Below are 19,355 nucleotides of genomic sequence, written 5' to 3' on the forward strand. Positions count from 1 at the left end.
CGGGCACCGCCGCCTTCAGCGGCGGCGATGGGCGTCGCGGGCCGCGCGCAGCAGCAGGCTGCTGCGCTGCAGTGGTATGCGCAGCCCCAGCGGCAGTTCTTCCCATGGCAGGCGATCGAGCAGGTTGCGCACGGTCAGTCCCAGCTCGGTATCGCCGGTGAGGACCAGGCGGCGCTGGAAGAACAGCGTGTCGGCATCCTCCAGGCGGCTTGCCAGCAACAGCAGGTCGGTCGCGCTGCCGCGCACGGTGGCTTCGGCCGGCGCCGTGCAGGCAACCAGGCGCCCGCCATCCCATGACAGCACCCATTCCAGGCCGAGGTCGTCGATCGCGATGCCCAGGCGGCGGCCGCGGACCAGGTCCAGCGAAGCCGGGTCGAGGCAGCGCAGCGCCCGCGCCAGCACGCGCACCACCAGCGGCGCATGCAGTGCCCGCGGCAGTCGGCGCAGCAGCGGTTGCCAGCGGCGCGGTGGAGGCAGCAGGCCGAGCATCCGGGTACGGCCGGCTTCGATCAGGTGCGACGGCATGGCGGGAACTCCAGAGGATGGAACGGACTGCGCCTGCTGGCGGCAGGCATCGGAGATCAGGACCCGCATCAGCGCGTCGGCGGTGTCGCCCGGCACCGCCACGCGTGCGGCCACCTGGCGCGCGCGGGACAGCACGTGCGCCTCGCGCTGGCCATCGCGCAGCGGCCGGCCAGCCACGCGTTTGCCGTGCGCGACCACACCGACGAGGCGACGGCGCAGTCCGGCCATCACCACCATGGCGTCGTCCAGGTGGTCGATGGCGTGGCGGGCGCCGGCGACGCCGCGTGAGGCGAGGGCGTCCAGCGGGTCGCGTGCGGGCGGGAACACCGGTACGGACATGTCGATGAAAGCGGGGGCGGGACCGGCGATGCTAGCGACGGCGATGCCGATGGCACCTGACCCAGGTCAAGCGGCAACCACCGGCGGCGCTAGCCGTTCGCTGGATCCGGGGCAGCGTCGTCACCGGCAGTGCATGCGGCGCCGGCCAGGGAGGACGCAGCGGGCAGCACCTCGTCGCGGTAGATCCGCTCGGCCTCTACCGGATCGAAGTCGGCATGGCGGCGCTTGCGCACGCCGTAATCGGACAGGGTGAGGTGGGTGTCCGCGCGGACGCCTGCGCGGGCGAGACAGGCGGAGACGCAGTGCAGCACGCAGCCATCGAGCGCCAGGATCGGGCGGCCGGCCTGCGCGGTCTTCACCAGGCCGGGCACGCCACCACCGACGCCGGCGATGCAGGACATCTCCGCCACGCCGGCGCGGTCGAGCCACAGCGCCAGGGTGTTGGCCATCTGCGCGGCACTCGAGCAGCCGGAACAGCTGTAGACCAGGGGTGGTCGGGTTTTCACCGGTAAGCCTCCGGGTGGTGCAGGAAGTGGCGTGCGCGGCGCAGGCAGCGCAGCAGGCAGGCGAGGGTGGCCGCGTGCGCGGTGGCGAGGACCAGGCCGGCGGCGAAGGCGGCGCGCGGCCCAAGCAGTGCGGCCGGAAGCAGCAGCGCCGCAACCAGGTGCAGGACCAGCGCGCGGCGCTTGTCCTCTTCCGGTAGCAGGCGCCCCACCGGCGGGATACGCATGCCACGCGGACAGCGTCCGCGCAGGTCGACCCAGCTGATGAAGGAGACGATCTCCAGCAGCATGCCGGTGAGCAGGAGGGGTACGCCGATGCCGAGCGCGACCGTGCCGGCGAGCATGCCCGCGGTGCCTGTGTCGATCCACGGGGCCTCGACCAGCGTCGCGCAGGCGGCCAGTGCGGCCAGGACGAGGGCGACGCAGCCGGCGGTCCAGAACCGCACCAGGCTGGGGTTGCGCCGGTGTGGCGCGCGCCATTGCAGCCACAGCACCGCGCCGGCGAAGGCGCAGGCCTGCACCGCCAGCGCCAGTGCGATCACGCCCGCTGGCGCTCCGCACAACCGCGCCAGCGCAGCCGCCAGCGGCAGGACGATGGCCGCCGCCATCCACGCCTGCTGGATGCGCGCCGGGACCTGCGGCGTGCCCTGGAACATCGGCACGGTCACGCTGCCGACCGCGGCCAGCAGCCCCAGCACCCAGCCGCCGCCACCGAACATGGCATGCGCATCCACCACGCGGTCCAGCGGCAGCGTGCCGTAGCCGCGCAGCAGCGCGGCCGCCAGCACGCCGAGCAGCGCGGTCGCCGCCAGTGCCAGCAATGCCGCGCCGATACCTGCGCGCAGCAGGCGTTGCGCGCCGCGCCGGAACAGGTCCAGGAGCGGCGGAACCAGCACCAGTCCCAGCGCCGTGGCGAGCAGCAGCGCCGCGGGCAGCAGCAGCGCGTGCATGCCATGGAAGGCCAGCACGAACAGCGCCAGGCCCAGGTTCAGCGCCGCGTGCGCCAGCGGCAACCAGCGCGCGCCACGCAGCGGCGTGGCGGCCGCCACCGGCAGGAACTGCTGCAGGCTGCCGAGCATCGCGTTGCCCAGCAGGCCCAGGGTGAAGACGTGCACCAGGGCGATGGTGGATGGAGACCAGCGACCGGCAAGCGCATGCGGATCCATCGCCAGCATCACCCCGGCGACCATGCCCCAGGTCGGCGCGATGAGCAGGAAGCGCAGCGGGCGCGCGGCCGGCGGTGCCCGGGTGAAAGCGAGGCCGCTCACGCGCGTGCCGTGGCGCCATCCGTCGCGGGCATCGCCGCCGATTCCAGCAGCGCCGAATCGACGCGCCGCGCGATCGCGATGCATGCGCCGCCGCCGGCAAGGTCCTCGACGCGCCATGCCCACCCGTGGGCTTCCAGCAGTGGTAGCAGCGGACCCGGGCGGAACGGCGTCATCGCCACCAGGCAGGCGTGCGCAGGCAGCGCCTCCAGGGCATCGAGGATGCGCTGCATCGGTTCGGGTGGCGGCAGGTGGCGCAGGTCCAGCGGCGCGTTCATGGCAGTCACGTGGGGGCGTGGTCGCACGTTCGCAGCGCGCGGGCGTCCGCGCATTGACATGCATCAGGTCCGTCGCGATCGCCGCGCCAATGGGCACGCGCTTGACGCCGGTCATGGAGCCCCGTCGCCGCCGGGCCTAGCGTGCCGGTAACCCCACGCACTGCACGAGAACGATGTCCAGGAAGTCCGCACGCCGGTCCGCCCCGCTGCTCGCAGTGCTGCTCGCCCCGCTGCCGGCGCTGGCCGCCGCTGGGGATGGCGGCGGCACCTGGCTGGACCTGCGCTACCGCCACGAACGCGTCGACCAGTCCGGCTTCGAACGCGATGCCGTCGCCGACACCTTGCGGGTGCGGGTCGGCGCGCACAGCGCGGCGTGGCACGGCTGGTCGGCGCTGGCCGAAGCCGACGCGGTGCTCGCGCTGGACGGCAGCCGCCACAACGACACCCGCAACGGACGCCGCGGCTATCCGGTTATCGCCGATCCGGCCGGCGCCGGGATCAACCAGGCACTGCTGCGCCACGCCACCGCCACGACCACCGCCACGCTCGGCCGCCAGCGCATCAACCTCGACAACCAGCGGTTCGTCGGCGGCAGCGCCTGGCGCCAGAACGAGCAGACCTTCGACGGCGTGTACCTGCAGCTGGCCGCCAGCCCCCGCGTGGCACTCGACTACGCCTGGGTCGGCGGCTTCGACACCGTGTTCGGCCCCTCCGACAGCCCCACATCCACTCGCGCCAACCCGTCCGACAGCGGCGGCGACAGCCACCTGCTGCGCGCCGCGCTGGAGCTGGCGCCGCAGGCGAAGCTGGTCGCCTACCACTACCGCGTCGAGCTGGACGACATGGCGGTCACCGCGACGGCGCCACTGGGCACGCTGGACAGCCGCACCAGCGGCCTGCGCCTGGAAGGCCGGCGGGGGCCGTGGAGCTACGCCGCCGAATACGCCCGCCAACGCGAACTGGCCGGCAACCCGTGGCGGCTGCACAGCCGCTACGCGCTGGCCGAGCTGGGCTACGCCTTCGACGGCGGCCTCGTGCTCAAGGCCGGCCTGGAGTCGCTGGGTGGCGGGCAGGGCGAGGGCAACCGTGCCTTCCAGACTCCGCTGGCGACCCGCCATGCCTTCCAGGGCTGGGCGGACGTATTCCTGACCACCCCGGCGCAGGGCGTGGACGACCGCTACGCCGGCGTCGCCGCGCCGCTGGCCGGCGGCAGCCTGCAGGCCTGGTACCACGACTTCGTCCCCGAGCGCGGCGGCGGTCGCTACGGGCGCGAGCTGGACCTGTCCTGGACGCACCCGGTCCCGGGCGTGAAGGGTCTGGCCGGGCTGCTCAAGCTGGCCCGCTACCGCAGCGACGACGCAGCCCGGACCGTCGACACCGCCAAGGTCTGGCTGCAGCTGCAATACAGCTACTGAGTCCCGGGGGGCAGGAACGGCCGCCCAACGGCCCGGACCGCGGGGCCGGGGCGACCCGGCCGGTCATGTAAAATGACCGGTTTTCGAGTGGTAGTTGGCTATTTCGCAGCACAGGACGCCCACCCCGGGCCCCGCTTTCGTGCGCCTGCTGGCGCGGATCGCCGGGACCGAGCCACCGCCGATGGGCCAGCCCCTCTCGGCCTGGCTGGGCCAGCAGATCGACTGGAACCGTGCCGTGGCCCTGTCCGGCGCGCTGGACGGTCGCGTGCCCGCGCCGCCGGAGGACGCCCCGGCGTTCGACGCCGCCGAGGACGAGGCCTGCGCCCGCCTGCGCGCCAGCCTGGCCGAGTCCATCACCGGCGACGCCGGCCCGGAGGCCCCGGCCGACGAGGCCGCGCCGCTGGACTACGCCCCGTTCCGCAGCCACTACCAGGCCCGGCAGCGGGCCATGCTCGCCGCCACCGGGCGCCTGCGTGGCCAGCTGCGCGACATGCTCGCCGCCTCGCCGGCGCTGGCCCGCCTGGCCGAGGTGGACGCGGTGATGGAGCAGGTCCTCGGCCCGCGTGAGCACGCCCTGCTGGCGAAGCTGCCGGCGCTGCTGGGCGGCCACTTCGAGCGCCTGCAGCAGGGCGCCGTCGCCGCCGGCGGCGGCCGCGCCTGGCTGCAGGTGTTCCGCCGCGACATGCAGGACGTGCTCCTGGCCGAGCTCGACATCCGTTTCCAACCGATCGACGCGCTGCTCGCGGCGCTTCGCACCCCCCGGACCCCATGACCAGAAACCTGCCGTATCTCGTCCTGTTCCTTGCCGGCCTGGCGGTCCTCGCCTGGACCGGCGCCAGCCACCTGTCCACCCATCCGCTGGGCGCCGCCGTGATCCTGGTGATCGCCGCCGGCTTCCTCGCCGGCGCGCTGGAGCTGCGCCGCTACCGCCAGGCCACCGCTTCGCTGGCGACCGCGCTGGCCGACGCCGACGCCGCGCGCAGCGACCTCGGCGGCTGGCTCGGCCGCCTGCAGCCGGCGATCCGCAACGCGGTGCGCCTGCGCATCGAGGGCGAGCGGGTGGCGCTGCCGGCGCCGGCGCTGACTCCGTACCTGGTCGGCTTGCTGGTGCTGCTGGGCATGCTCGGCACCCTGCTGGGGATGATGGTCACCCTGCGCGGCACCGGCCTGGCGCTGGAGGCGGCCGCCGACCTGGACGCGATCCGTGGCTCGCTGGCCGCGCCGGTGAAGGGCCTGGGCTTCGCCTTCGGCACCTCGATCGCCGGCGTCGCCGCCTCGGCGGTGCTGGGCCTGCTGTCGGCGCTGGGCCAGCGCGAGCGCGCGCAGGTGGTGCAGCAGCTGGACGTGGAAGCGGCCACCACGCTGCGCGTGCATTCGCGCGCCTGGCAGCGCGAGGAAGCGCTGCGCCTGCAGCAGGAGCAGGGCGCGATGCTGCCGGCCCTGGTCGAACGCCTGCAGGGCCTGGCCGAAGCGATCGAACGCCAGCACGCCGCTGGCGGCGAACGTCTGCTCGCCAGCCAGGCCGAGTTCCATGCGCGTACCGAAGCGTCGCAGGCGCGCTGGGTCGAGTCGCTGCAGTCGCTGGCCGCCTCGCTGGAAAAGCAGCAGGCCGCCGCCGGCGAACAGCTGCTGGCCGCGCAGGGCGCGTTCCATGCGCGCGGCGAGGAGTCGCAGTCGCGCTGGACCGCTTCGCTGCAGGCCCTGGCCGAATCGATCGAGAAGCAGCATGCTGCCAGCGGCGAACGCCTGCTCGCCGCGCAGGCCGGCTTCCACGCCCGCAGCGAGGAAGCGCAGTCGCGCTGGGCCGCGTCGCTGCAGGAATCGCTGCAGGCCGGCGTCGCCGAAAGCGCGCGCGCGGCCGGTGCCGCGCTGCAGCCGGTGGTCGAGGCGACCCTGGCCGGACTGGCGCGCGAAGCCGCCTCCACCCAGGCGATGGTGGGCGAAGCGGTGCAGCGCCAGCTCGACGGCCTGTCCGCCGGCTTCGCCAGCGCCACCAAGGCCGCCGCCGAGAGCTGGCGCGCCGCGATCGACAGCCAGCAGCAGGCCAACGAAGCGCTGGCCGGCAATCTGCAGGCCGCGCTGGAACGCTTCAATGCCGCCTTCGAGCAGCGCTCGCTGCAGCTGCTGGGCGAGCTGGGCGAGCGCCTGGACGGCAACGCCGTGCACATGGCCGAGGCCTGGGAACAGGCGCTGCAGCGCCAGGAGCAGGCGCACGCGGCGCTGGTCGAGCGCAATGGCGAGGCCTGGGCACGGGCGACCGCCGGTTTCGGCGAGCAGGCCGGCGCGCTGGTCGAGAGCGTGGACCGTTCGCACGAGCGCCTGCAGCAGGCGCTGGCCGAGCAGGACGCGCAGCGCCTGCAGGCCTGGAACGCGCAGCTGGCCGAAACCGGCGCCGGCCTGCGCGAGGCCTGGACCGCGGCGGCCACGCATGCCTCCGAACGCCAGCAGGCGATCTGCGACGCGTTGGCTGCCACCGCCGCCGGCATCACCGCGCAGGCACAGGCACAGGCGCGCGACACCGTCGCGGAGATCGCGCAGCTGCTGCAGGCCGCCGCCGAGGCGCCGCGCGCGGCCGCCGAAGTCATCGGCGAGCTGCGCCAGCAGCTGTCCGACAGCATGGTCCGCGACACCGCCATGCTCGAGGAACGCAACCAGCTGATGGCCACGCTGCAGACCCTGCTGGACGCGGTGAACCACGCCTCCACCGAGCAGCGCGGCGCGATCGACGCACTGCTGTCGACCTCGGCCGAACTGCTCGAGCGCGTCGGCGAACGTTTCGGCGAACACGTGCAGGCCGAGGCCGGCAAGCTGGAAACCGCCGCCGCGCAGGTCGCTGCCGGCGCCGCCGACGTCGCCAGCCTCGGCGAGGCCTTCGCCACCGCGGTGCAGCTGTTCGGCCAGTCCAGCAGCGAACTGGGCGAGCGCCTGCAGCAGATCGAGGCCGCGCTGGAACGCTCGGCCGCGCGCAGCGACGAACAGCTGGCCTACTACGTGGCCCAGGCGCGCGAGGTCGTGGACCTGAGCCTGATGGCGCAGCGCCAGATCGCCGCCGACCTGCAGCGCATCGATGACACCCGCGCCGAAGGGGCCGAGGCCGCATGAGCCTGGAGAGCGAAGGCCAGGCCGAACTCGGCACGCCGGTGTGGGCGGCGTTCGGCGACCTGATGGCGGTGCTGCTGGGCGCGTTCGTGCTGGTCCTGGTCGGCGTGATCGCGGTGCAGGGCGAGCTGGCGCTGCGCCTGGACGAGGAGGTCGCGCGCCGCGAAGCCGAGGCGCAGCAGCGCCAGGCGCTGGAGCAGGCGCTGGCCGGTCCGCTGGCCAGCGGCCGGGTGACCCTGGTCGACGGCCGCATCGGGATCCGCGGCAACGTGCTGTTCGCGCTCAACTCCGACCAGCTGCAGCCGGAAGGCGAGGAACTGCTGCGCAGCCTCGCCGCGCCGCTGGCCGGCTACCTGGCCGCGCGCGACCAGATCCTGATGGTCAGCGGCTTCACCGACGATCGCCCGGTGCGCGACGGCAACCGCCGCTTCGCCGACAACTGGGAGCTGTCCGCGCAGCGCGCGCTGACCGTGACCCGCACCCTGGTCGCCGAAGGCGTGCCGGCCGATTCGGTGTTCGCCGCCGCGTTCGGCGCGCAGCAGCCGGTCAGCCCGAACGACAGCGAGGCCGGCCGCGCCAGGAACCGCCGCGTGGAGATCGCGCCGATGCCGCGTCCGGCGCGCGGCAAGGATGGCGTGGAGCGCAGGGACGGCGATGGCCGCTGATGGCGCCCGCGCCGGCGACCGGCTGGCGGCCTGGCGCGAGCAGGGCGCCGACCGCCTCGATCCGCTGCGTTTCGCGCGGATGCAGGCGCTGGCGGCGCGCGTGCAGGCCCACGAGGGCAAGGCGCGCGAACTGCTGGAGCAGCGCCTGGCCGCGCTGGTCGAGGCCTACGCCGCCGGTCTTTCCGCGCAGGCGCGCGAAGGTGGTGCCGCGGGTAACCCAGCGGCCGCAGGGCCGCTGGCCGTGCTTGCGCAGGAAATCACCCGGCGCTCGGCCGAGATGAACCCGGCCTACCCGGACGTGCCGATGCTCGATGCGCTGCGCGGCTTGTGGGGACGCCTGCGCACCGCCGGCCAGGTGCGCCATGCGCTGGCCGAGGAACCGACCGACGCCGGTCCGCTGAACTCCGGACGCCTCGCCCACCGCGCGATGGCGACCATGCGCGCGCAGTGCCCGGACTACCTGCGCCACTTCGTCGCCTACGCCGACGCACTGGCCTCGCTGGAGCGGCTGTGCGCCGCGGCGATGCCGGAGGCCTCGCCGACCCTGCGCGAGTCCGCGCGCAAGCCGGCCAGGCCCGCAAAGCCGCGCAGGCGCAAGCGCAGCGAGTAGGCCGCACTTGCCGGCTCAGTCGCCGGCGTCCTGCGGCGCGGACTGCGCCTCGACGAACAGGCCCATCCCTGCCGCATCACAGGACTCGTGCAGCAGCCACCACGCCGCCTGGCACGGATCGGGGAGTTCGGGGTCGTTGCGTTCCATGGGTTCTCCTTCCGCGGATGCGCTTCGCCTATCCGGGCTACGCGGCTGGATGGAGCCCGGACTCGGCCGAAGGCCGCCTCCGGGACGCCACGCACTCAGCCCATCAACAGGTAGAACGCCCCCAGTGGATGATGGGTGCGGGCGATGCAGTACACCTGCAGGAAGCACAGCCCCGCCGCCACGACCAGCGCCGCCCGCGTGCGCGTACGCCGCTGCGGACGGAAGGCGAGGATGCCCAGCACCACGTAGGCGACGACCAGGCACAGTTTCACCAGCAGCCAGCCGTTCGCGTACAGCTCGCGCGGCAGGATGGTCAGCAGCATGAAGGCCGCGGTCAGCAGCACCGTATCGACGGTGTAGCTGAGATAGCGGACCGGCGCGAACCGTGGCCACTGCATGCCGGCCAACAGGGCCAGCGCGCGCAGGCCGAAGAATCCGCCGCTGCCCAGCGCGGCGGCGATGTGGACAAGCTTGATCTGCGGATAGAACTCGAACATGGCTCAGCCGGGGCGCCCGTCGCGGCGCGGGGTCAGGTAGGTATGGCCGATCCGCGCCACCCATGGCGACAGCGCGACCAGCCAGCCGGTGGCGGCGATGGCCTGCCACAGGCCCGGATCGGGAAGGATGTCGGCGAGGATGCGCAGCGTGGCCACCAGCTGGATCGCGACGAAGGCGAACCACGCAGGCCCATGCATGCGCAGCGGCTGCCCGGAATGGCCCTGGGTCACGCGGGTGACCATCGCCACCAGCAGGCTGCCGAAGAAACCGATGAACAGCGCGTGCATCGGCGCGCGGCCCAGCACGAAGTCGCCGCCGGACAGGTAGACCAGGCTCTGCACCACGTACAGCGCGAAGGTCGCCGGCAGCCACGCGGTGCCGACGAACAGCACCATCAGCAGGCCCGGGCGCGGTGTGCCGCCGGCGGGCCGGCGCGGCCACCAGCGGTACACCGCATGGGCGGTGAGCAGCAGCAGCGGCAGGTCGGCCAGCCACAGCCAGGCGTAGGCATGCACCAGTTCCAGGCCCAGGTGCAGGATCGCCAGCGCCCACACCACGCCCAGCCACGGCAGCGGCCGCCATGCCTTGTAACCGGGTACCACGTTGCCGGCGAAGAACGGGAACATGCGGTGCGCGACCGTCACGTACACCGGCAGCAGCAGGCCGAAGCCGCCGAGCTTGATGCTGGCGAAGGCCCACTGCGGCGATGCGCCGAGGACGAAGGCGATGAACATCGCCACGCCCAGCCAGCCCAGCACCAGTCCCGCGAAACACGAGCGCGCATGCCAGGTGCGGCCCTTCTCGTCGGCCAGCAGCCGGCCCAGGGTGAGCAGCCCGGCGCTCCAGCCGGCCAGGGCCATCCACAGGCCCACGGTCAGGCCGACTTCCCAGCCCGCCGCGCCCAGCAGGATCGCCAGCTGCCCGCCCATCAGGCCGAGGCCGACCGGCACGTAGTGCCGGCGCTCCAGGTCGGGCAGCCCCATCCAGCGCGGGAACACGGTCAGCAGGAAGCCGAACACGAAGCTCGGCAGCACCAGGTACTGCATGACGAAGGCATGCAGCCAGCCCCCGGGAACCGGCAGCTCCGGCATGGTCCACCAGCCGGAACGCGCCGACACCAGCCACAGCGCCCACCACAGCATCGCCAGCAGCACGTTGGCCGCGCCGACGAAGAACATCAGCCGGTGCGGTGCATGCACCAGCCAGGCCGGCGAGGGCCGCGCGCGGCGCGGGCGGGGCAGGGGAGCGGTCTCGGCGTGCATGGGGCCAGTCTGCGATCCGCCGGGCGGGGACGCCTTGATCCATGTCAGCCCGGCGCGTGGAACCCGGCCTCGCGGTGGCTTGACCAGGGTCAAGGCCGGGCCGGGACGGCCTGCCTAGAGTCCCTGCATCGCCGGCTGCCGCGTGGCGCCGGCTCCCTCCAGCCCTTCACCGAGGCACCGCATGTCCAGCCTCCAGGTTTCCGCACCCGATCCCGCCACCGGCCTCTCGCGCGTGTCGGCGATCAGTGCCGCGCTGCGCCAGCACGATCCCGCCGCCCAGGTGGCGTTCGATCCGACCGATGGCCGGGTGCAGGTGCTGACCGTGCTGCCGCAGGAAGAGGTCGAACGGATCCTGCGCGCGCTGGGCGAAGCCGCGGTGGCGGACGACTCCGAGCAGGACCGCGACGGCGGCGACGGCTGCTGCGGCTGCGGCTGTCGCGGCTGAACCGCCCGCGCGCGGTACTCAGCGCGGCACGCTTTCGCGGGCGTCCGGGTAGTCCCTCTCCGGATCGGGCCGGCCGTCGCGCGGCTCGTCCGGCGGGTCGTGGTCCTTCCAGCGCGCCTTGTCGTTGCGCAGCTTGTCGGCGGTGCGGGCCTTGGCTTCGTCGCTTTCGCGGTTGGGTGCGGGCTTGGCCATCGTCGTCGCCTCCCGTTGCCGGAAGCCGCATTGCACGCCCGTCGCCGGTTCGTGACGGCGCGGCGGGCTTTCCTCCTGGAATCCGTCCAGTCATGCCGCGGTAAGGCGGGAAAGCGCTAGCATGGCCAATGAATCCCGGCACCTGCGCGCGATCCGTCCGGCATCGCCACGCCTCCCTCCCGTCATCTGATCCATCCTGCAGCTGCTGCGCGTGGGTCTTCCGCATCGCTCCCGTTCCCGACGCACCGCGCGCTCCCGGAGCAGGCGCATGAGCGCCTTCGACGAGGAAGGCGGCTGCGCCGACTGCGGGCATTGCGACGCGGTGTGCTGCCGCCTGACCGTGGTCCTGGAGCCCGAAGACCGCATTCCCTCGCACCTCACCACCTTCCTTCCCGCCGGCCCCCGGGTGATGGCGCATGACGAGGACGGCTGGTGCGTGGCCATGGACGGCGCACGCATGAATTGCGGCATCTACGAGAGCCGCCCGCAGGTCTGCCGGCGTTTCGTCATGGACGGGCCTTACTGCCGCTCGGTGCGCCGGGAATACGTCGAGGGGCCGCGCGAGATCCCGCTGCTGCTGGAGTAGCTCAGCCGCCGGCAGGCCTCGGCGGCGACAGCGTGGGGATCTTCGGCAGCCCGTCGTCCACCTGCAGCCATGGCACGTGCTCGGCATGGAACACGTGCACCGACGGCTCGCGATCCAGCGGTCCGTCGACGAGGGCGCGGGCAACATGCATCTCGCCCGGCCAGCGCGTGGATTCGAAGAACATGGGCGTGCCACAGGTCGGGCATGAAGCACGGCGCGCACCCGGACTGGATTCGTACCAGCGCGGCTGCGCGGAATCCGGCTCCAGCGTGAACTGTTCCGCCGCGAAGCCGACCCAGGTGACCAGCGGCGCGCCATGCGCGCGCCGGCAGGACGAGCAGTGGCAGTGCGCGACCCACTTGCTGGGCAGGCGCGCGCCGAAGCGCACGGCGCCGCACAGGCAGGTTCCGGACACGGTATCCATCGCGCGATCCCAGGGGTGGCCCGCGCCGAGTATGCCGGCACCCCCGGCGCCGCGCACGTGGCGCCGGCACAAAAAACCGGGGCCGCACGATGGCGGCCCCGATGGGTGTCGCAGTGGCGCGTGATCAGCGCTTCGGCACGATCGCCGCGGCGGCCACCGCGGTGGCCGAGGGCACCGGCGCCATCCGCTTCGGCGCCACCCACAGGCGGAACACGAACCAGGCCAGGGCCAGCGCGCCGACGCTGAACAGCGTGTCGGCCGGGACGCGCATCCACACCAGCAGGTCGACGATCGGCTGCTGCATGAATTCGGCCGAGCGGGCGTACCAGTAGCCGTGCTGCAGCGAGGCGTTGAGCTGGAGGATGCCCAGCGGCAGCAGGGTGAAGGCCGCCATGCCGCCCAGGCCGATGTTGAGCGACCAGAACGCGGTCTTCAGCAGCTTCTCGCTCCACGCCAGGTCCGGCTTCAGGCCGCGCAGGCAGAACAGCATCAGGCCGATGCCGAGCATGCCGTACACGCCGAACAGCGCGGTGTGGCCATGGGTCGCGGTCAGGTTCAGGCCCTGCATGTAGTACAGCGGCAGCGGCGGGTTGATCAGGAAACCGAACAGGCCGGCGCCCACCAGGTTCCAGAACGAGACCGCCAGGAAGAACATGATCGGCCACTTGTACTTCGCCATCCACGGCGTGGCCTTGCCCAGCTTGTAGTTGTGGTAGGCCTCGAAGCCGACGTAGGCCAGCGGCACCACTTCCAGCGCCGAGAAGCTCGCGCCCAGGGCGATCACCGCCGTCGGCGTGCCGGTGAAGTACAGGTGGTGCAGGGTACCCAGCACGCCGCCGGCCATGAACACGACCGTGGCGAACAGCACCGCGATGGTGGCCGAACGTACCTGCAGCAGGCCCAGGCGGGTGAACAGGAAGGCGATCACCGCCACCGCGAACACCTCGAAGAAGCCTTCGACCCACAGGTGCACGACCCACCAGCGCCAGTACTCGACCATGGCCAGGTGGGTGTGCTCGCCCCACATCAGGCCGGCCGCGTAGAAGATGCCGATCGCGACCACCGACAGGAACAGCAGGCTGACGATCGAGCGCGATTCGGCGCCCTTGCGCATCGCCGGCCACAGCGCGCGGCCGACCAGGACCAGCCACAGCAGCAGGCCGACGAACAGGAACAGCTGCCAGAAGCGGCCCAGGTCCACGTATTCCCAGCCCTGGTGGCCGAACCAGAAATTCCTGGCCAGGCCCAGCTTCTGCATCACCGCCAGCCACTGCCCGGCGAACGAGCCGACCACGATGACGAGCAGGCAGACCCACAGCACGTTCACGCCCAGGCGCTGGAACTTCGGCTCATGGCCCGAGATCGCCGGGCCGATGTACAGGCCCATGCCCAGCCAGGCGGTGGCGATCCACAGCACCGCCAGCTGCGTGTGCCAGGTGCGGGTGAGCGCGTAGGGCAGGATCTCGGCCAGGGCGAAGCCGTAGGCCTCCTGGCCCTCGACCTGGTAGTGCGCGGTGATCGCGCCCAGCAGGATCTGGGTCAGGAACAGCGCGATCACCACCCAGAAGTACTTGGCGGTGGCGCGCATCGACGGGGTGACCTTGATCGCGGCCAGCGGGTCGCTCTTCGGCAGCACCGGCTGCATCTCTTCGCCGTGGTTGGCCGCGTAGTGCCAGCCGAGCAGGCCGATGCCGGCGATCAGGAACAGCACGCTGAACACGGTCCACATGAACAGGTTGGACGGCGGCGTGTTGCCGACCAGTTCGTCATGCGGCCAGTTGGCGGTGTAGGTGATGCCGTTGTCCGCGCCCGGGCGCTCGGTCACCGACGACCACGCCGCCCACCAGTAGAAGGCGGCCAGCTGGCGGCGGTGCTCCGGGTCCGGCACGGTGTCGTTGCGCATGGCGTAGGCCTCGCGCAGTTCGGCCGTCGCCGGATCGGCGCTGAACAGCGCCTGGTAGTGGCCGGCGACCTGTTCCATCGCCGCGGCGCGGTCGGCATCGACGGTGATCGTGCCGGTGGCCTCGTCATACGTGTTCGGGCGCAGCAGGGCCTGCACGCGCTGCGTGTAGGCTGCCTGGGTGGCGGGATCGAGCTCCTTGTAGCTCGCCACGCCGTGCTCGCGGCCGGCCCACAGGTCGAGGATGGCCTCGGCCTCGCGGTGCAGCCAGTCCGCGCCCCAGTCCGGGGCGACGTAGCCGCCGTGGCCCCAGATCGAGCCCAGCTGCTGGCCGCCGATCGACTGCCAGACCTGGCGCCCGGTCTCGATGTCCTGGCGGGTGTAGACGACGGTGCCGTCGGTGGAGACCACCTGTTCGGGCATCGGTGGCGCCTGGCGGTGGATCTCGCCGCCGACCCATAGCAGGACGGCGAACGAGGCGATGAGCAGGACCGCCAGGCCTGCCCAAAGCTTGCGTGTGGAGTTCATGACGCGGGCTCTCTCGGGGGAAACGCCCGCATCTTCGGCAGCGCGCCGCTGCGCGGCCCTGACACAGGTCAAGCCCGCGCGCATTGGCCTGCGCGGGCGTGGCACCGTCGCCGGGGTGCGTGACCGGGCGCGCAGTCCGCGCTCAGCCCGCCAGGCGGCTGCCGAGCAGGAATCCGACGGTCATCGCCACCACCAGCAGCGCGCCCTGCCAGCGTGGCGGCGCCGGCAGCGGCAGGTCGAGCAGGCGGCAGCCGAGGCCGACCAGCAGGGCCGTGGCCAGGCCGGCGAGGAACAGGTTCACGGCTGGCCCTCGTGATGGGAGCGGATCGGCGGGCGCGAGGTCGAGTTGCGGATCGAAACCGTCAGCCCGATGTCGCGCGGCGCGTACACGATCACGCCGGCGCAGGACATCCCGCTGCCGCCGGGGCGGGAGTTCCGCCAGCCGGGCTTCGGCCTGCCGGTCGTGTTGCGGAGCAACCGCTGCAACGATGCGCCGGCCTGCGAGCTGTATCCGCCGGAAGGCATCTACCAGTGGGCCACGGCATGGATCGAGGCGCAGGGCGGGACGCCGCTGGTGCGCGTGGTCGATCCGGTGGCGATGCCGGTGGTGACGCTCGGCGGACGCGAACTGCGGCTTGCCTTCGATGCCTTCGCGGCCTACCGGCAGGGCTCGATGACCTCGCACCTGCCGAGCCTGGGCGTGTACGGCCTGCTCCGGGGCGACGACGTCGGCCGGCGCGCGGGCGCCTACCTGATCCGGGGCTACGATCCGCGCAAGACCCCGGTGGTGATGGTGCACGGCCTGGGCAGCCACCCGATCATCTGGGCGGAACTGTCCGGCGCGATCTGGGCCGACCCGGTGCTGCGCGAGCACTACCAGGTGGTCCATGTCGTGTTCCAGACCAACGCGCCGCTGCTGGTGAACCGGCTGCGCCTGCGCACCTTCCTCGACCGCATGTGGCAACTGCTGGATCCGGAAGGCGACGATCCGGCGCGGCGGAAGATGGTGCTGGTCGGGCACAGCCTCGGCGGCGTGGTCTCGCGCACGCTGGCGGTCGACAGCGGCCAGGTACTGTGGGATGCGGCGTTTACCGTCGCCCCCGGCGAACTCCGAGGCGAACCCGCCGACGTGAAGACCGTCCACGACCTCTTCCTGTTCGATCCCTACCCGGGCGCGTGCGCCTTGGTGATGCTGGCCGCACCGCCCCGCGGCAGCCCGACCGCTTCGCGGTTCGCCGGCCGTGTGGTCCGGGCGCTGGTCGGCCGCCGCATCCCGGAGATCGAGGCGCTCAGGCGCGTGACCCTGGCCGATCCGGATGCGGTGCGCGACGAGGTGCGCGACAGCTACCGCGCGGCGCGGCTGGACAGCATCTGGACCCTGCGCGCGCCGCAACCGGTGCGCCGCGCCGGCGAATCGCTGCTGCCGGTCGCGGGCGTGCGTTACCACACCATCGCCGGCGACCTGCACGGCAAGGGCGGCGACGGCGTGGTCCCGCTGGAAAGCGCGCTCCTGCCCGGGGCCAGGTCGACCCTGGTGGTGGACCGCGGCCATGCGCTCTATGGTGCACCGGAAGTCGTTGCGCGCATCCTCGACATCCTGCGCGAGGAACGGGAGCTGCCCTGCGCCGGTGCTGCGGTTCCGGGAAGCCCGGAGGTGGAAACGGCGCCGCCGCGGCTCAGTCGCGCAGGACCGCCAGCGCCAGCTCTTCCAGCCGCGGCAGGTCGAGGATCTCGACGTCGCGCTGCTTGATGTGCAGCAGGCCGTCCTTCTCGAAGCGGCGCAACACGCGGCTGACCGTCTCCGGGGCCTGGCGCAGGTAGTTGGCGATGTCGGTGCGCGACATGGTCAGCTGGAAGCGGCGCGGCGAGAACCCGCGCGCGGCCAGGCGCCGCGACAGGCCGATCAGGAACGCGGCCATGCGCTCGTCGGCGCTGTTGTCGCGGGCGAACAGCGAGGCCACGCCGATGTCGCGGCTCATCAGCCGGAACAGGTGCTGCTGCAGGTTGGGCAGGCGCTGGGCGAGGGTGGCGATCTTCGGGAACGAGAACCGGCACAGCATCACCGTGTCCAGCGCCACCGCATTGCACGGATAGCGGTCGCCGTGGATCGCGTTGAGCCCGATCACCTCGCCGGGCAGGTGGAAGCCCAGCACCTGCTCGTGGCCGTTGCGGTCGATCTGGTAGGTCTTGACCGTGCCCGCGCGCACCGCGGCGATCGCGGTGAACGGATCGCCCTCGCGGAAAACGTGCTCGCCCGGGTGCAGCGGGCCGACGTGCTCGACCAGCACGTGCAGGTCCATCAGCGCGCTCTTGTCCATGCCCTCGGACAGGCAGGCCTGGGAGAAGGCGCAGGTCGAGCAGAAGGTCAGCGCATCGCCGTCGTCCGACATGATGCCGGGACCGGTGCGCGGGAAGACGACGCCGGGTTGGCTCATGCGCGGGCTCCCGCCGTAATCAGACGGTGCGCGAGTACCGGGGCGCGGCCGGGTCGGCGGCAGGGGCGAGATAGCGGTCGAAGCACATGGCGATGATACGCAGCAGCAGGCGCCCGCGCGAGGTCGCGTGCAGCCCGCCGGCGTCGACCTCGACCAGGCCGTCCTGCTGCAGCGGCGCCAGCCGGGCCAGCGCGTCGCGGAAGTAGTCGCGGAAATCGATCACGTGGCGGCGGCCCACCGCGTCGAAATCCAGCTCGCCATGGCACATCAGCGACTGGATCACGTCGGCGCGGATCACGTCGTCGGCGTCCAGGTGCATGCCGCGCCATACCGGCAGGCGGCCGTCGTCGATCGCCTGTTCCCAGCTGACGATGTCGCGCGGGTTCTGGCTGAAGCTGGCGCCGATGTGGCTGATCGCGCTCACCCCCAGGCCGAGCAGGTCGCTCTCGGCGTGGGTGGTGTAGCCCATGAAGTTGCGGTGCAGGCCGCCTTCGCGCTGGGCCCTGGCCAGCTCGTCCTCGGGCAGGGCGAAGTGGTCCATGCCGATGTATTCGTAGCCGGCCTGGCCGAGCTTGTCGATCGCCAGGCGCAGCAGGTCCAGCTTCTGCTCCGGCGAGGGCAGGTCCTCGGCGTGGATGCGCTGCTGCGGGCGGAACAGTTGCGGCAGGTGCGCGTAGCCGTAGATCGCCAGGCGGTCCGGGCGCACCTGCAGGGTGGTGTCGAGGGTGCGCTCGAAGCCTTCGAGGGTCTGCTTGGGCAGGCCGTAGATCAGGTCGACGTTGACCGAGCGGAAGCCGTGCCGGCGGCAGGCATCGATGATGCCCAGGGTCTGCTCCACGCCCTGCACGCGGTTGACCGCCTGCTGCACCGCCGGGTCGAAGTCCTGCACGCCGAGGCTGGCGCGGTTGAAGCCGGCGCGGGCCAGCTCGCCGACCTCCTCCGGGGTGATGAAGCGCGGGTCCAGCTCGATCGAGCAGTCCATGCGCTCGCCCGGGGCGAAGCGGAAGTGGCTGCGCAGCACGTCGACGACCTCGGCGATCTGCGCCGGTACGAGGAAGTTCGGGGTGCCGCCGCCGAAGTGCACCTGCTCCACGTCGCGGTCGCGGTCGAACATGGTCGAGGCCATGGCGATCTCGCGGTACAGGCGGGTCAGGTAGGCGGCGCCGCGGGCCTTGTCGCGGGTGATGATCCGGTTGCAGCCGCAGTAGAAGCACGGGCTGGTGCAGAACGGGATGTGCAGGTACAGCGAGATCGGGCGCGGGATCGGGTCGCCGTTGCTGGCGGCTGCCACGCGGCGCAGGTCGGCCTCGCCGAAGCCGGCGGTGAACTGCGGCGCGGTCGGGTAGGAGGTATAGCGCGGCCCCGGCACGTCGTAGCGCTGGAGCAGCTCGGGATCGAACAGGGCGGACAGGCTGGCCATGGGTTGCAGGCTAGTCCGCGGGGGCCGGGGAGTCCTTGATGCAGGTCAATCCCCGATGCGCGGATACGTGATCTTCAGCAACGTGAAAGCCGCCATCCACCGCCCCTCCGCGGGGCCTGCACGAGACCTGCGCCGCCCCCGCGCCGCGCGGCAATCCTGGCCCCGGACGCCGGTCTTGCCACGGTGCCCATGTTGCATGGCAACATCGAGGCCAGCCCCCATCCGCCGAGCGCCCGCCGCCCGATGCTTCGCGTCCTGCTCGTCAACGACACGGACAAGCCGATCGCCGGGCTGGAGCAGGCGCTGCGCGAGGCCGGCTACGAGGTGCTGCCGCACGTGGCGGCGGCGACCGGGCTGCTCAAGGCGGTGCACGAGCGGCAGCCGGACGTGGTGATCGTCGACGTGGAATCGCCTTCGCGCGACACCCTCGAGCAGCTGGCGATGCTGCACCGGCATGCGCCGCGGCCGGTGGTGATGTTCTCCGCCGACGGCGACGAATCGCTGATCCGCGATGCGGTGGGCGCCGGCGTGGCCGCCTACGTGGTCGACGGACTGGCGCCGGCGCGGCTGGCGCCGATCCTGCGCGTGGCGATGGCGCGCTTCCAGCAGGAGGTGCAGGTGCGCCAGCGCCTGGAGGAACTCGAGCTGCGCCTGGGCGAGCGCGCGCTCATCGACCGCGCCAAGGGCCTGCTTATGGAACGGAGTGGCATGAGCGAGGCCGAGGCCTACGCCGCGCTGCGCCAGCAGGCGATGAACCATGGACTGAAGCTGGTCGACGTGGCGCGCCGCATCGTCGCCAGGTCCGAGCCGACGGGATGA

The 19,355-nt window shown here is 72.4% G+C and carries 22 protein-coding genes; 9 read left to right on the forward strand and 13 right to left on the reverse strand.

The window, feature by feature from the left end; genetic code table 11:
• Positions 1-15: 15 nt before the first annotated feature.
• The 4 genes from ubiT to M503_RS16575 all read right to left on the reverse strand — a co-directional run bounded on the left by ubiT (position 16) and on the right by M503_RS16575 (position 2,910).
• The gene (ubiT, locus tag M503_RS16925; protein WP_081721062.1) at positions 16-864 is read right to left on the reverse strand and encodes a ubiquinone anaerobic biosynthesis accessory factor UbiT; all 849 of its coding nucleotides are present in this window, start codon (positions 862-864) and stop codon (positions 16-18) included.
• Between the two features lie 89 nt (positions 865-953).
• Entirely contained in the window at positions 954-1,370 is a 417-nt protein-coding gene (locus M503_RS17655; RefSeq protein WP_051414637.1) for a putative zinc-binding protein, read from the reverse strand.
• Positions 1,367-2,635 carry a hypothetical protein gene (locus M503_RS17660; RefSeq protein ID WP_028918772.1) on the reverse strand — a complete coding sequence of 423 codons (1,269 nt, stop codon included), beginning with the start codon at positions 2,633-2,635 and terminating at the stop codon, positions 1,367-1,369. The genes M503_RS17655 and M503_RS17660 overlap by 4 nt, the downstream gene beginning before the upstream one ends.
• The gene (locus M503_RS16575; RefSeq protein ID WP_051414638.1) at positions 2,632-2,910 is read right to left on the reverse strand and encodes a DUF2249 domain-containing protein; all 279 of its coding nucleotides are present in this window, start codon (positions 2,908-2,910) and stop codon (positions 2,632-2,634) included. The genes M503_RS17660 and M503_RS16575 overlap by 4 nt, the downstream gene beginning before the upstream one ends.
• A 173-nt stretch (positions 2,911-3,083) precedes the next feature.
• On the opposite strand from M503_RS16575, the gene M503_RS0113760 reads away from it, so the two are divergent.
• The 5 genes from M503_RS0113760 to M503_RS0113780 all read left to right on the forward strand — a co-directional run bounded on the left by M503_RS0113760 (position 3,084) and on the right by M503_RS0113780 (position 8,699).
• Positions 3,084-4,325: an alginate export family protein gene (locus tag M503_RS0113760; RefSeq protein WP_028918771.1), complete on the forward strand. Its 1,242-nt coding sequence runs from the start codon at positions 3,084-3,086 to the stop codon at positions 4,323-4,325.
• A gap of 94 nt (positions 4,326-4,419) precedes the next feature.
• Positions 4,420-5,097, forward strand: coding sequence for a DUF3348 domain-containing protein (locus M503_RS0113765; protein WP_028918770.1), 678 nt, complete (start codon positions 4,420-4,422; stop codon positions 5,095-5,097).
• Positions 5,094-7,427, forward strand: a complete 2,334-nt coding sequence (locus M503_RS0113770) for a DUF802 domain-containing protein (protein ID WP_028918769.1) — start codon at positions 5,094-5,096, stop codon at positions 7,425-7,427. Before M503_RS0113765 ends, M503_RS0113770 begins: the two co-directional genes overlap by 4 nt.
• Positions 7,424-8,089, forward strand: a complete 666-nt coding sequence (locus tag M503_RS0113775; protein WP_028918768.1) for an OmpA family protein — start codon at positions 7,424-7,426, stop codon at positions 8,087-8,089. Before M503_RS0113770 ends, M503_RS0113775 begins: the two co-directional genes overlap by 4 nt.
• Entirely contained in the window at positions 8,079-8,699 is a 621-nt protein-coding gene (locus tag M503_RS0113780) for a DUF2894 domain-containing protein (protein ID WP_028918767.1), read from the forward strand. Before M503_RS0113775 ends, M503_RS0113780 begins: the two co-directional genes overlap by 11 nt.
• Before the next feature lie 15 nt (positions 8,700-8,714).
• Here M503_RS0113780 and M503_RS17915 read toward each other — a convergent pair whose 3' ends face one another.
• From M503_RS17915 to M503_RS0113795, 3 genes are all read right to left on the reverse strand, one after another.
• Positions 8,715-8,846 (reverse strand): hypothetical protein, encoded by a 132-nt coding sequence (locus M503_RS17915; protein ID WP_269319382.1) that lies wholly within the window; start codon positions 8,844-8,846, stop codon positions 8,715-8,717.
• Positions 8,847-8,941: 95 nt separating this feature from the next.
• Positions 8,942-9,343, reverse strand: coding sequence for a SirB2 family protein (locus M503_RS0113790; RefSeq protein ID WP_028918766.1), 402 nt, complete (start codon positions 9,341-9,343; stop codon positions 8,942-8,944).
• Positions 9,344-9,346: 3 nt separating this feature from the next.
• Positions 9,347-10,606, reverse strand: coding sequence for an NnrS family protein (locus M503_RS0113795; RefSeq protein ID WP_037061545.1), 1,260 nt, complete (start codon positions 10,604-10,606; stop codon positions 9,347-9,349).
• Between the two features lie 181 nt (positions 10,607-10,787).
• On the opposite strand from M503_RS0113795, the gene M503_RS0113800 reads away from it, so the two are divergent.
• Positions 10,788-11,051: a hypothetical protein gene (locus M503_RS0113800; RefSeq protein WP_028918764.1), complete on the forward strand. Its 264-nt coding sequence runs from the start codon at positions 10,788-10,790 to the stop codon at positions 11,049-11,051.
• 18 nt (positions 11,052-11,069) lie between these two features.
• On the opposite strand, the gene M503_RS17525 is transcribed toward M503_RS0113800, so the two are convergent.
• Positions 11,070-11,243, reverse strand: coding sequence for a hypothetical protein (locus M503_RS17525; RefSeq protein WP_155952077.1), 174 nt, complete (start codon positions 11,241-11,243; stop codon positions 11,070-11,072).
• Between the two features lie 268 nt (positions 11,244-11,511).
• Between M503_RS17525 and M503_RS0113810 the strand changes: the two genes are divergently transcribed.
• Positions 11,512-11,829, forward strand: coding sequence for a YkgJ family cysteine cluster protein (locus M503_RS0113810; RefSeq protein ID WP_028916841.1), 318 nt, complete (start codon positions 11,512-11,514; stop codon positions 11,827-11,829).
• Position 11,830: 1 nt separating this feature from the next.
• On the opposite strand, the gene M503_RS0113815 is transcribed toward M503_RS0113810, so the two are convergent.
• The 3 genes from M503_RS0113815 to M503_RS16580 form a co-directional block, all read right to left on the reverse strand.
• Positions 11,831-12,253 carry a GFA family protein gene (locus M503_RS0113815; protein WP_028916842.1) on the reverse strand — a complete coding sequence of 141 codons (423 nt, stop codon included), beginning with the start codon at positions 12,251-12,253 and terminating at the stop codon, positions 11,831-11,833.
• A gap of 124 nt (positions 12,254-12,377) precedes the next feature.
• Positions 12,378-14,681: a nitric-oxide reductase large subunit gene (locus tag M503_RS0113820; protein ID WP_028916843.1), complete on the reverse strand. Its 2,304-nt coding sequence runs from the start codon at positions 14,679-14,681 to the stop codon at positions 12,378-12,380.
• Between the two features lie 142 nt (positions 14,682-14,823).
• Complete coding sequence (locus M503_RS16580; RefSeq protein WP_037061501.1) at positions 14,824-14,982, reverse strand: XapX domain-containing protein; 159 nt, start codon at positions 14,980-14,982, stop codon at positions 14,824-14,826.
• A 45-nt stretch (positions 14,983-15,027) separates the two neighbouring features.
• Here M503_RS16580 and M503_RS0113830 point away from each other — a divergent pair, with 45 nt between their 5' ends.
• Positions 15,028-16,431, forward strand: coding sequence for an esterase/lipase family protein (locus M503_RS0113830; RefSeq protein WP_028918763.1), 1,404 nt, complete (start codon positions 15,028-15,030; stop codon positions 16,429-16,431).
• Here M503_RS0113830 and M503_RS0113835 read toward each other — a convergent pair.
• Both M503_RS0113835 and hemN read right to left on the reverse strand, forming a co-directional pair.
• The gene (locus tag M503_RS0113835) at positions 16,358-17,116 is read right to left on the reverse strand and encodes a helix-turn-helix domain-containing protein (protein ID WP_028916844.1); all 759 of its coding nucleotides are present in this window, start codon (positions 17,114-17,116) and stop codon (positions 16,358-16,360) included. The two genes, M503_RS0113830 and M503_RS0113835, sit on opposite strands and share 74 nt — an antisense overlap.
• Positions 17,117-17,135: 19 nt before the next feature.
• Positions 17,136-18,536, reverse strand: coding sequence for an oxygen-independent coproporphyrinogen III oxidase (gene hemN / locus M503_RS0113840; protein WP_028918762.1), 1,401 nt, complete (start codon positions 18,534-18,536; stop codon positions 17,136-17,138).
• A gap of 243 nt (positions 18,537-18,779) precedes the next feature.
• Here hemN and M503_RS0113845 point away from each other — a divergent pair, with 243 nt between their 5' ends.
• Positions 18,780-19,355 carry an ANTAR domain-containing response regulator gene (locus M503_RS0113845; RefSeq protein ID WP_028918761.1) on the forward strand — a complete coding sequence of 192 codons (576 nt, stop codon included), beginning with the start codon at positions 18,780-18,782 and terminating at the stop codon, positions 19,353-19,355.

It is taken from the genome of Pseudoxanthomonas suwonensis J47 (assembly GCF_000513955.1).
Taxonomy (GTDB): domain Bacteria; phylum Pseudomonadota; class Gammaproteobacteria; order Xanthomonadales; family Xanthomonadaceae; genus Pseudoxanthomonas; species Pseudoxanthomonas suwonensis_C.

Bases quoted from the DNA above. Each gene is read 5' to 3' on its own strand.
- hemN (WP_028918762.1), bottom strand. From the start codon at position 18,536: ATGGCCAGCCTGTCCGCCCTGTTCGATCCCGAGCTGCTCCAGCGCTAC.
- M503_RS0113815 (WP_028916842.1), bottom strand. From the start codon at position 12,253: ATGGATACCGTGTCCGGAACCTGCCTGTGCGGCGCCGTGCGCTTCGGC.
- M503_RS0113790 (WP_028918766.1), bottom strand. From the start codon at position 9,343: ATGTTCGAGTTCTATCCGCAGATCAAGCTTGTCCACATCGCCGCCGCG.
- M503_RS0113835 (WP_028916844.1), bottom strand. From the start codon at position 17,116: ATGAGCCAACCCGGCGTCGTCTTCCCGCGCACCGGTCCCGGCATCATG.
- M503_RS17915 (WP_269319382.1), bottom strand. From the start codon at position 8,846: ATGGAACGCAACGACCCCGAACTCCCCGATCCGTGCCAGGCGGCGTGG.
- M503_RS0113760 (WP_028918771.1), top strand. From the start codon at position 3,084: ATGTCCAGGAAGTCCGCACGCCGGTCCGCCCCGCTGCTCGCAGTGCTG.
- M503_RS0113775 (WP_028918768.1), top strand. From the start codon at position 7,424: ATGAGCCTGGAGAGCGAAGGCCAGGCCGAACTCGGCACGCCGGTGTGG.
- M503_RS0113800 (WP_028918764.1), top strand. From the start codon at position 10,788: ATGTCCAGCCTCCAGGTTTCCGCACCCGATCCCGCCACCGGCCTCTCG.
- M503_RS16575 (WP_051414638.1), bottom strand. From the start codon at position 2,910: ATGAACGCGCCGCTGGACCTGCGCCACCTGCCGCCACCCGAACCGATG.
- M503_RS0113845 (WP_028918761.1), top strand. From the start codon at position 18,780: ATGCTTCGCGTCCTGCTCGTCAACGACACGGACAAGCCGATCGCCGGG.
- M503_RS0113770 (WP_028918769.1), top strand. From the start codon at position 5,094: ATGACCAGAAACCTGCCGTATCTCGTCCTGTTCCTTGCCGGCCTGGCG.
- M503_RS0113780 (WP_028918767.1), top strand. From the start codon at position 8,079: ATGGCCGCTGATGGCGCCCGCGCCGGCGACCGGCTGGCGGCCTGGCGC.
- M503_RS0113810 (WP_028916841.1), top strand. From the start codon at position 11,512: ATGAGCGCCTTCGACGAGGAAGGCGGCTGCGCCGACTGCGGGCATTGC.
- ubiT (WP_081721062.1), bottom strand. From the start codon at position 864: ATGTCCGTACCGGTGTTCCCGCCCGCACGCGACCCGCTGGACGCCCTC.
- M503_RS17525 (WP_155952077.1), bottom strand. From the start codon at position 11,243: ATGGCCAAGCCCGCACCCAACCGCGAAAGCGACGAAGCCAAGGCCCGC.
- M503_RS0113795 (WP_037061545.1), bottom strand. From the start codon at position 10,606: ATGCACGCCGAGACCGCTCCCCTGCCCCGCCCGCGCCGCGCGCGGCCC.
- M503_RS0113820 (WP_028916843.1), bottom strand. From the start codon at position 14,681: ATGAACTCCACACGCAAGCTTTGGGCAGGCCTGGCGGTCCTGCTCATC.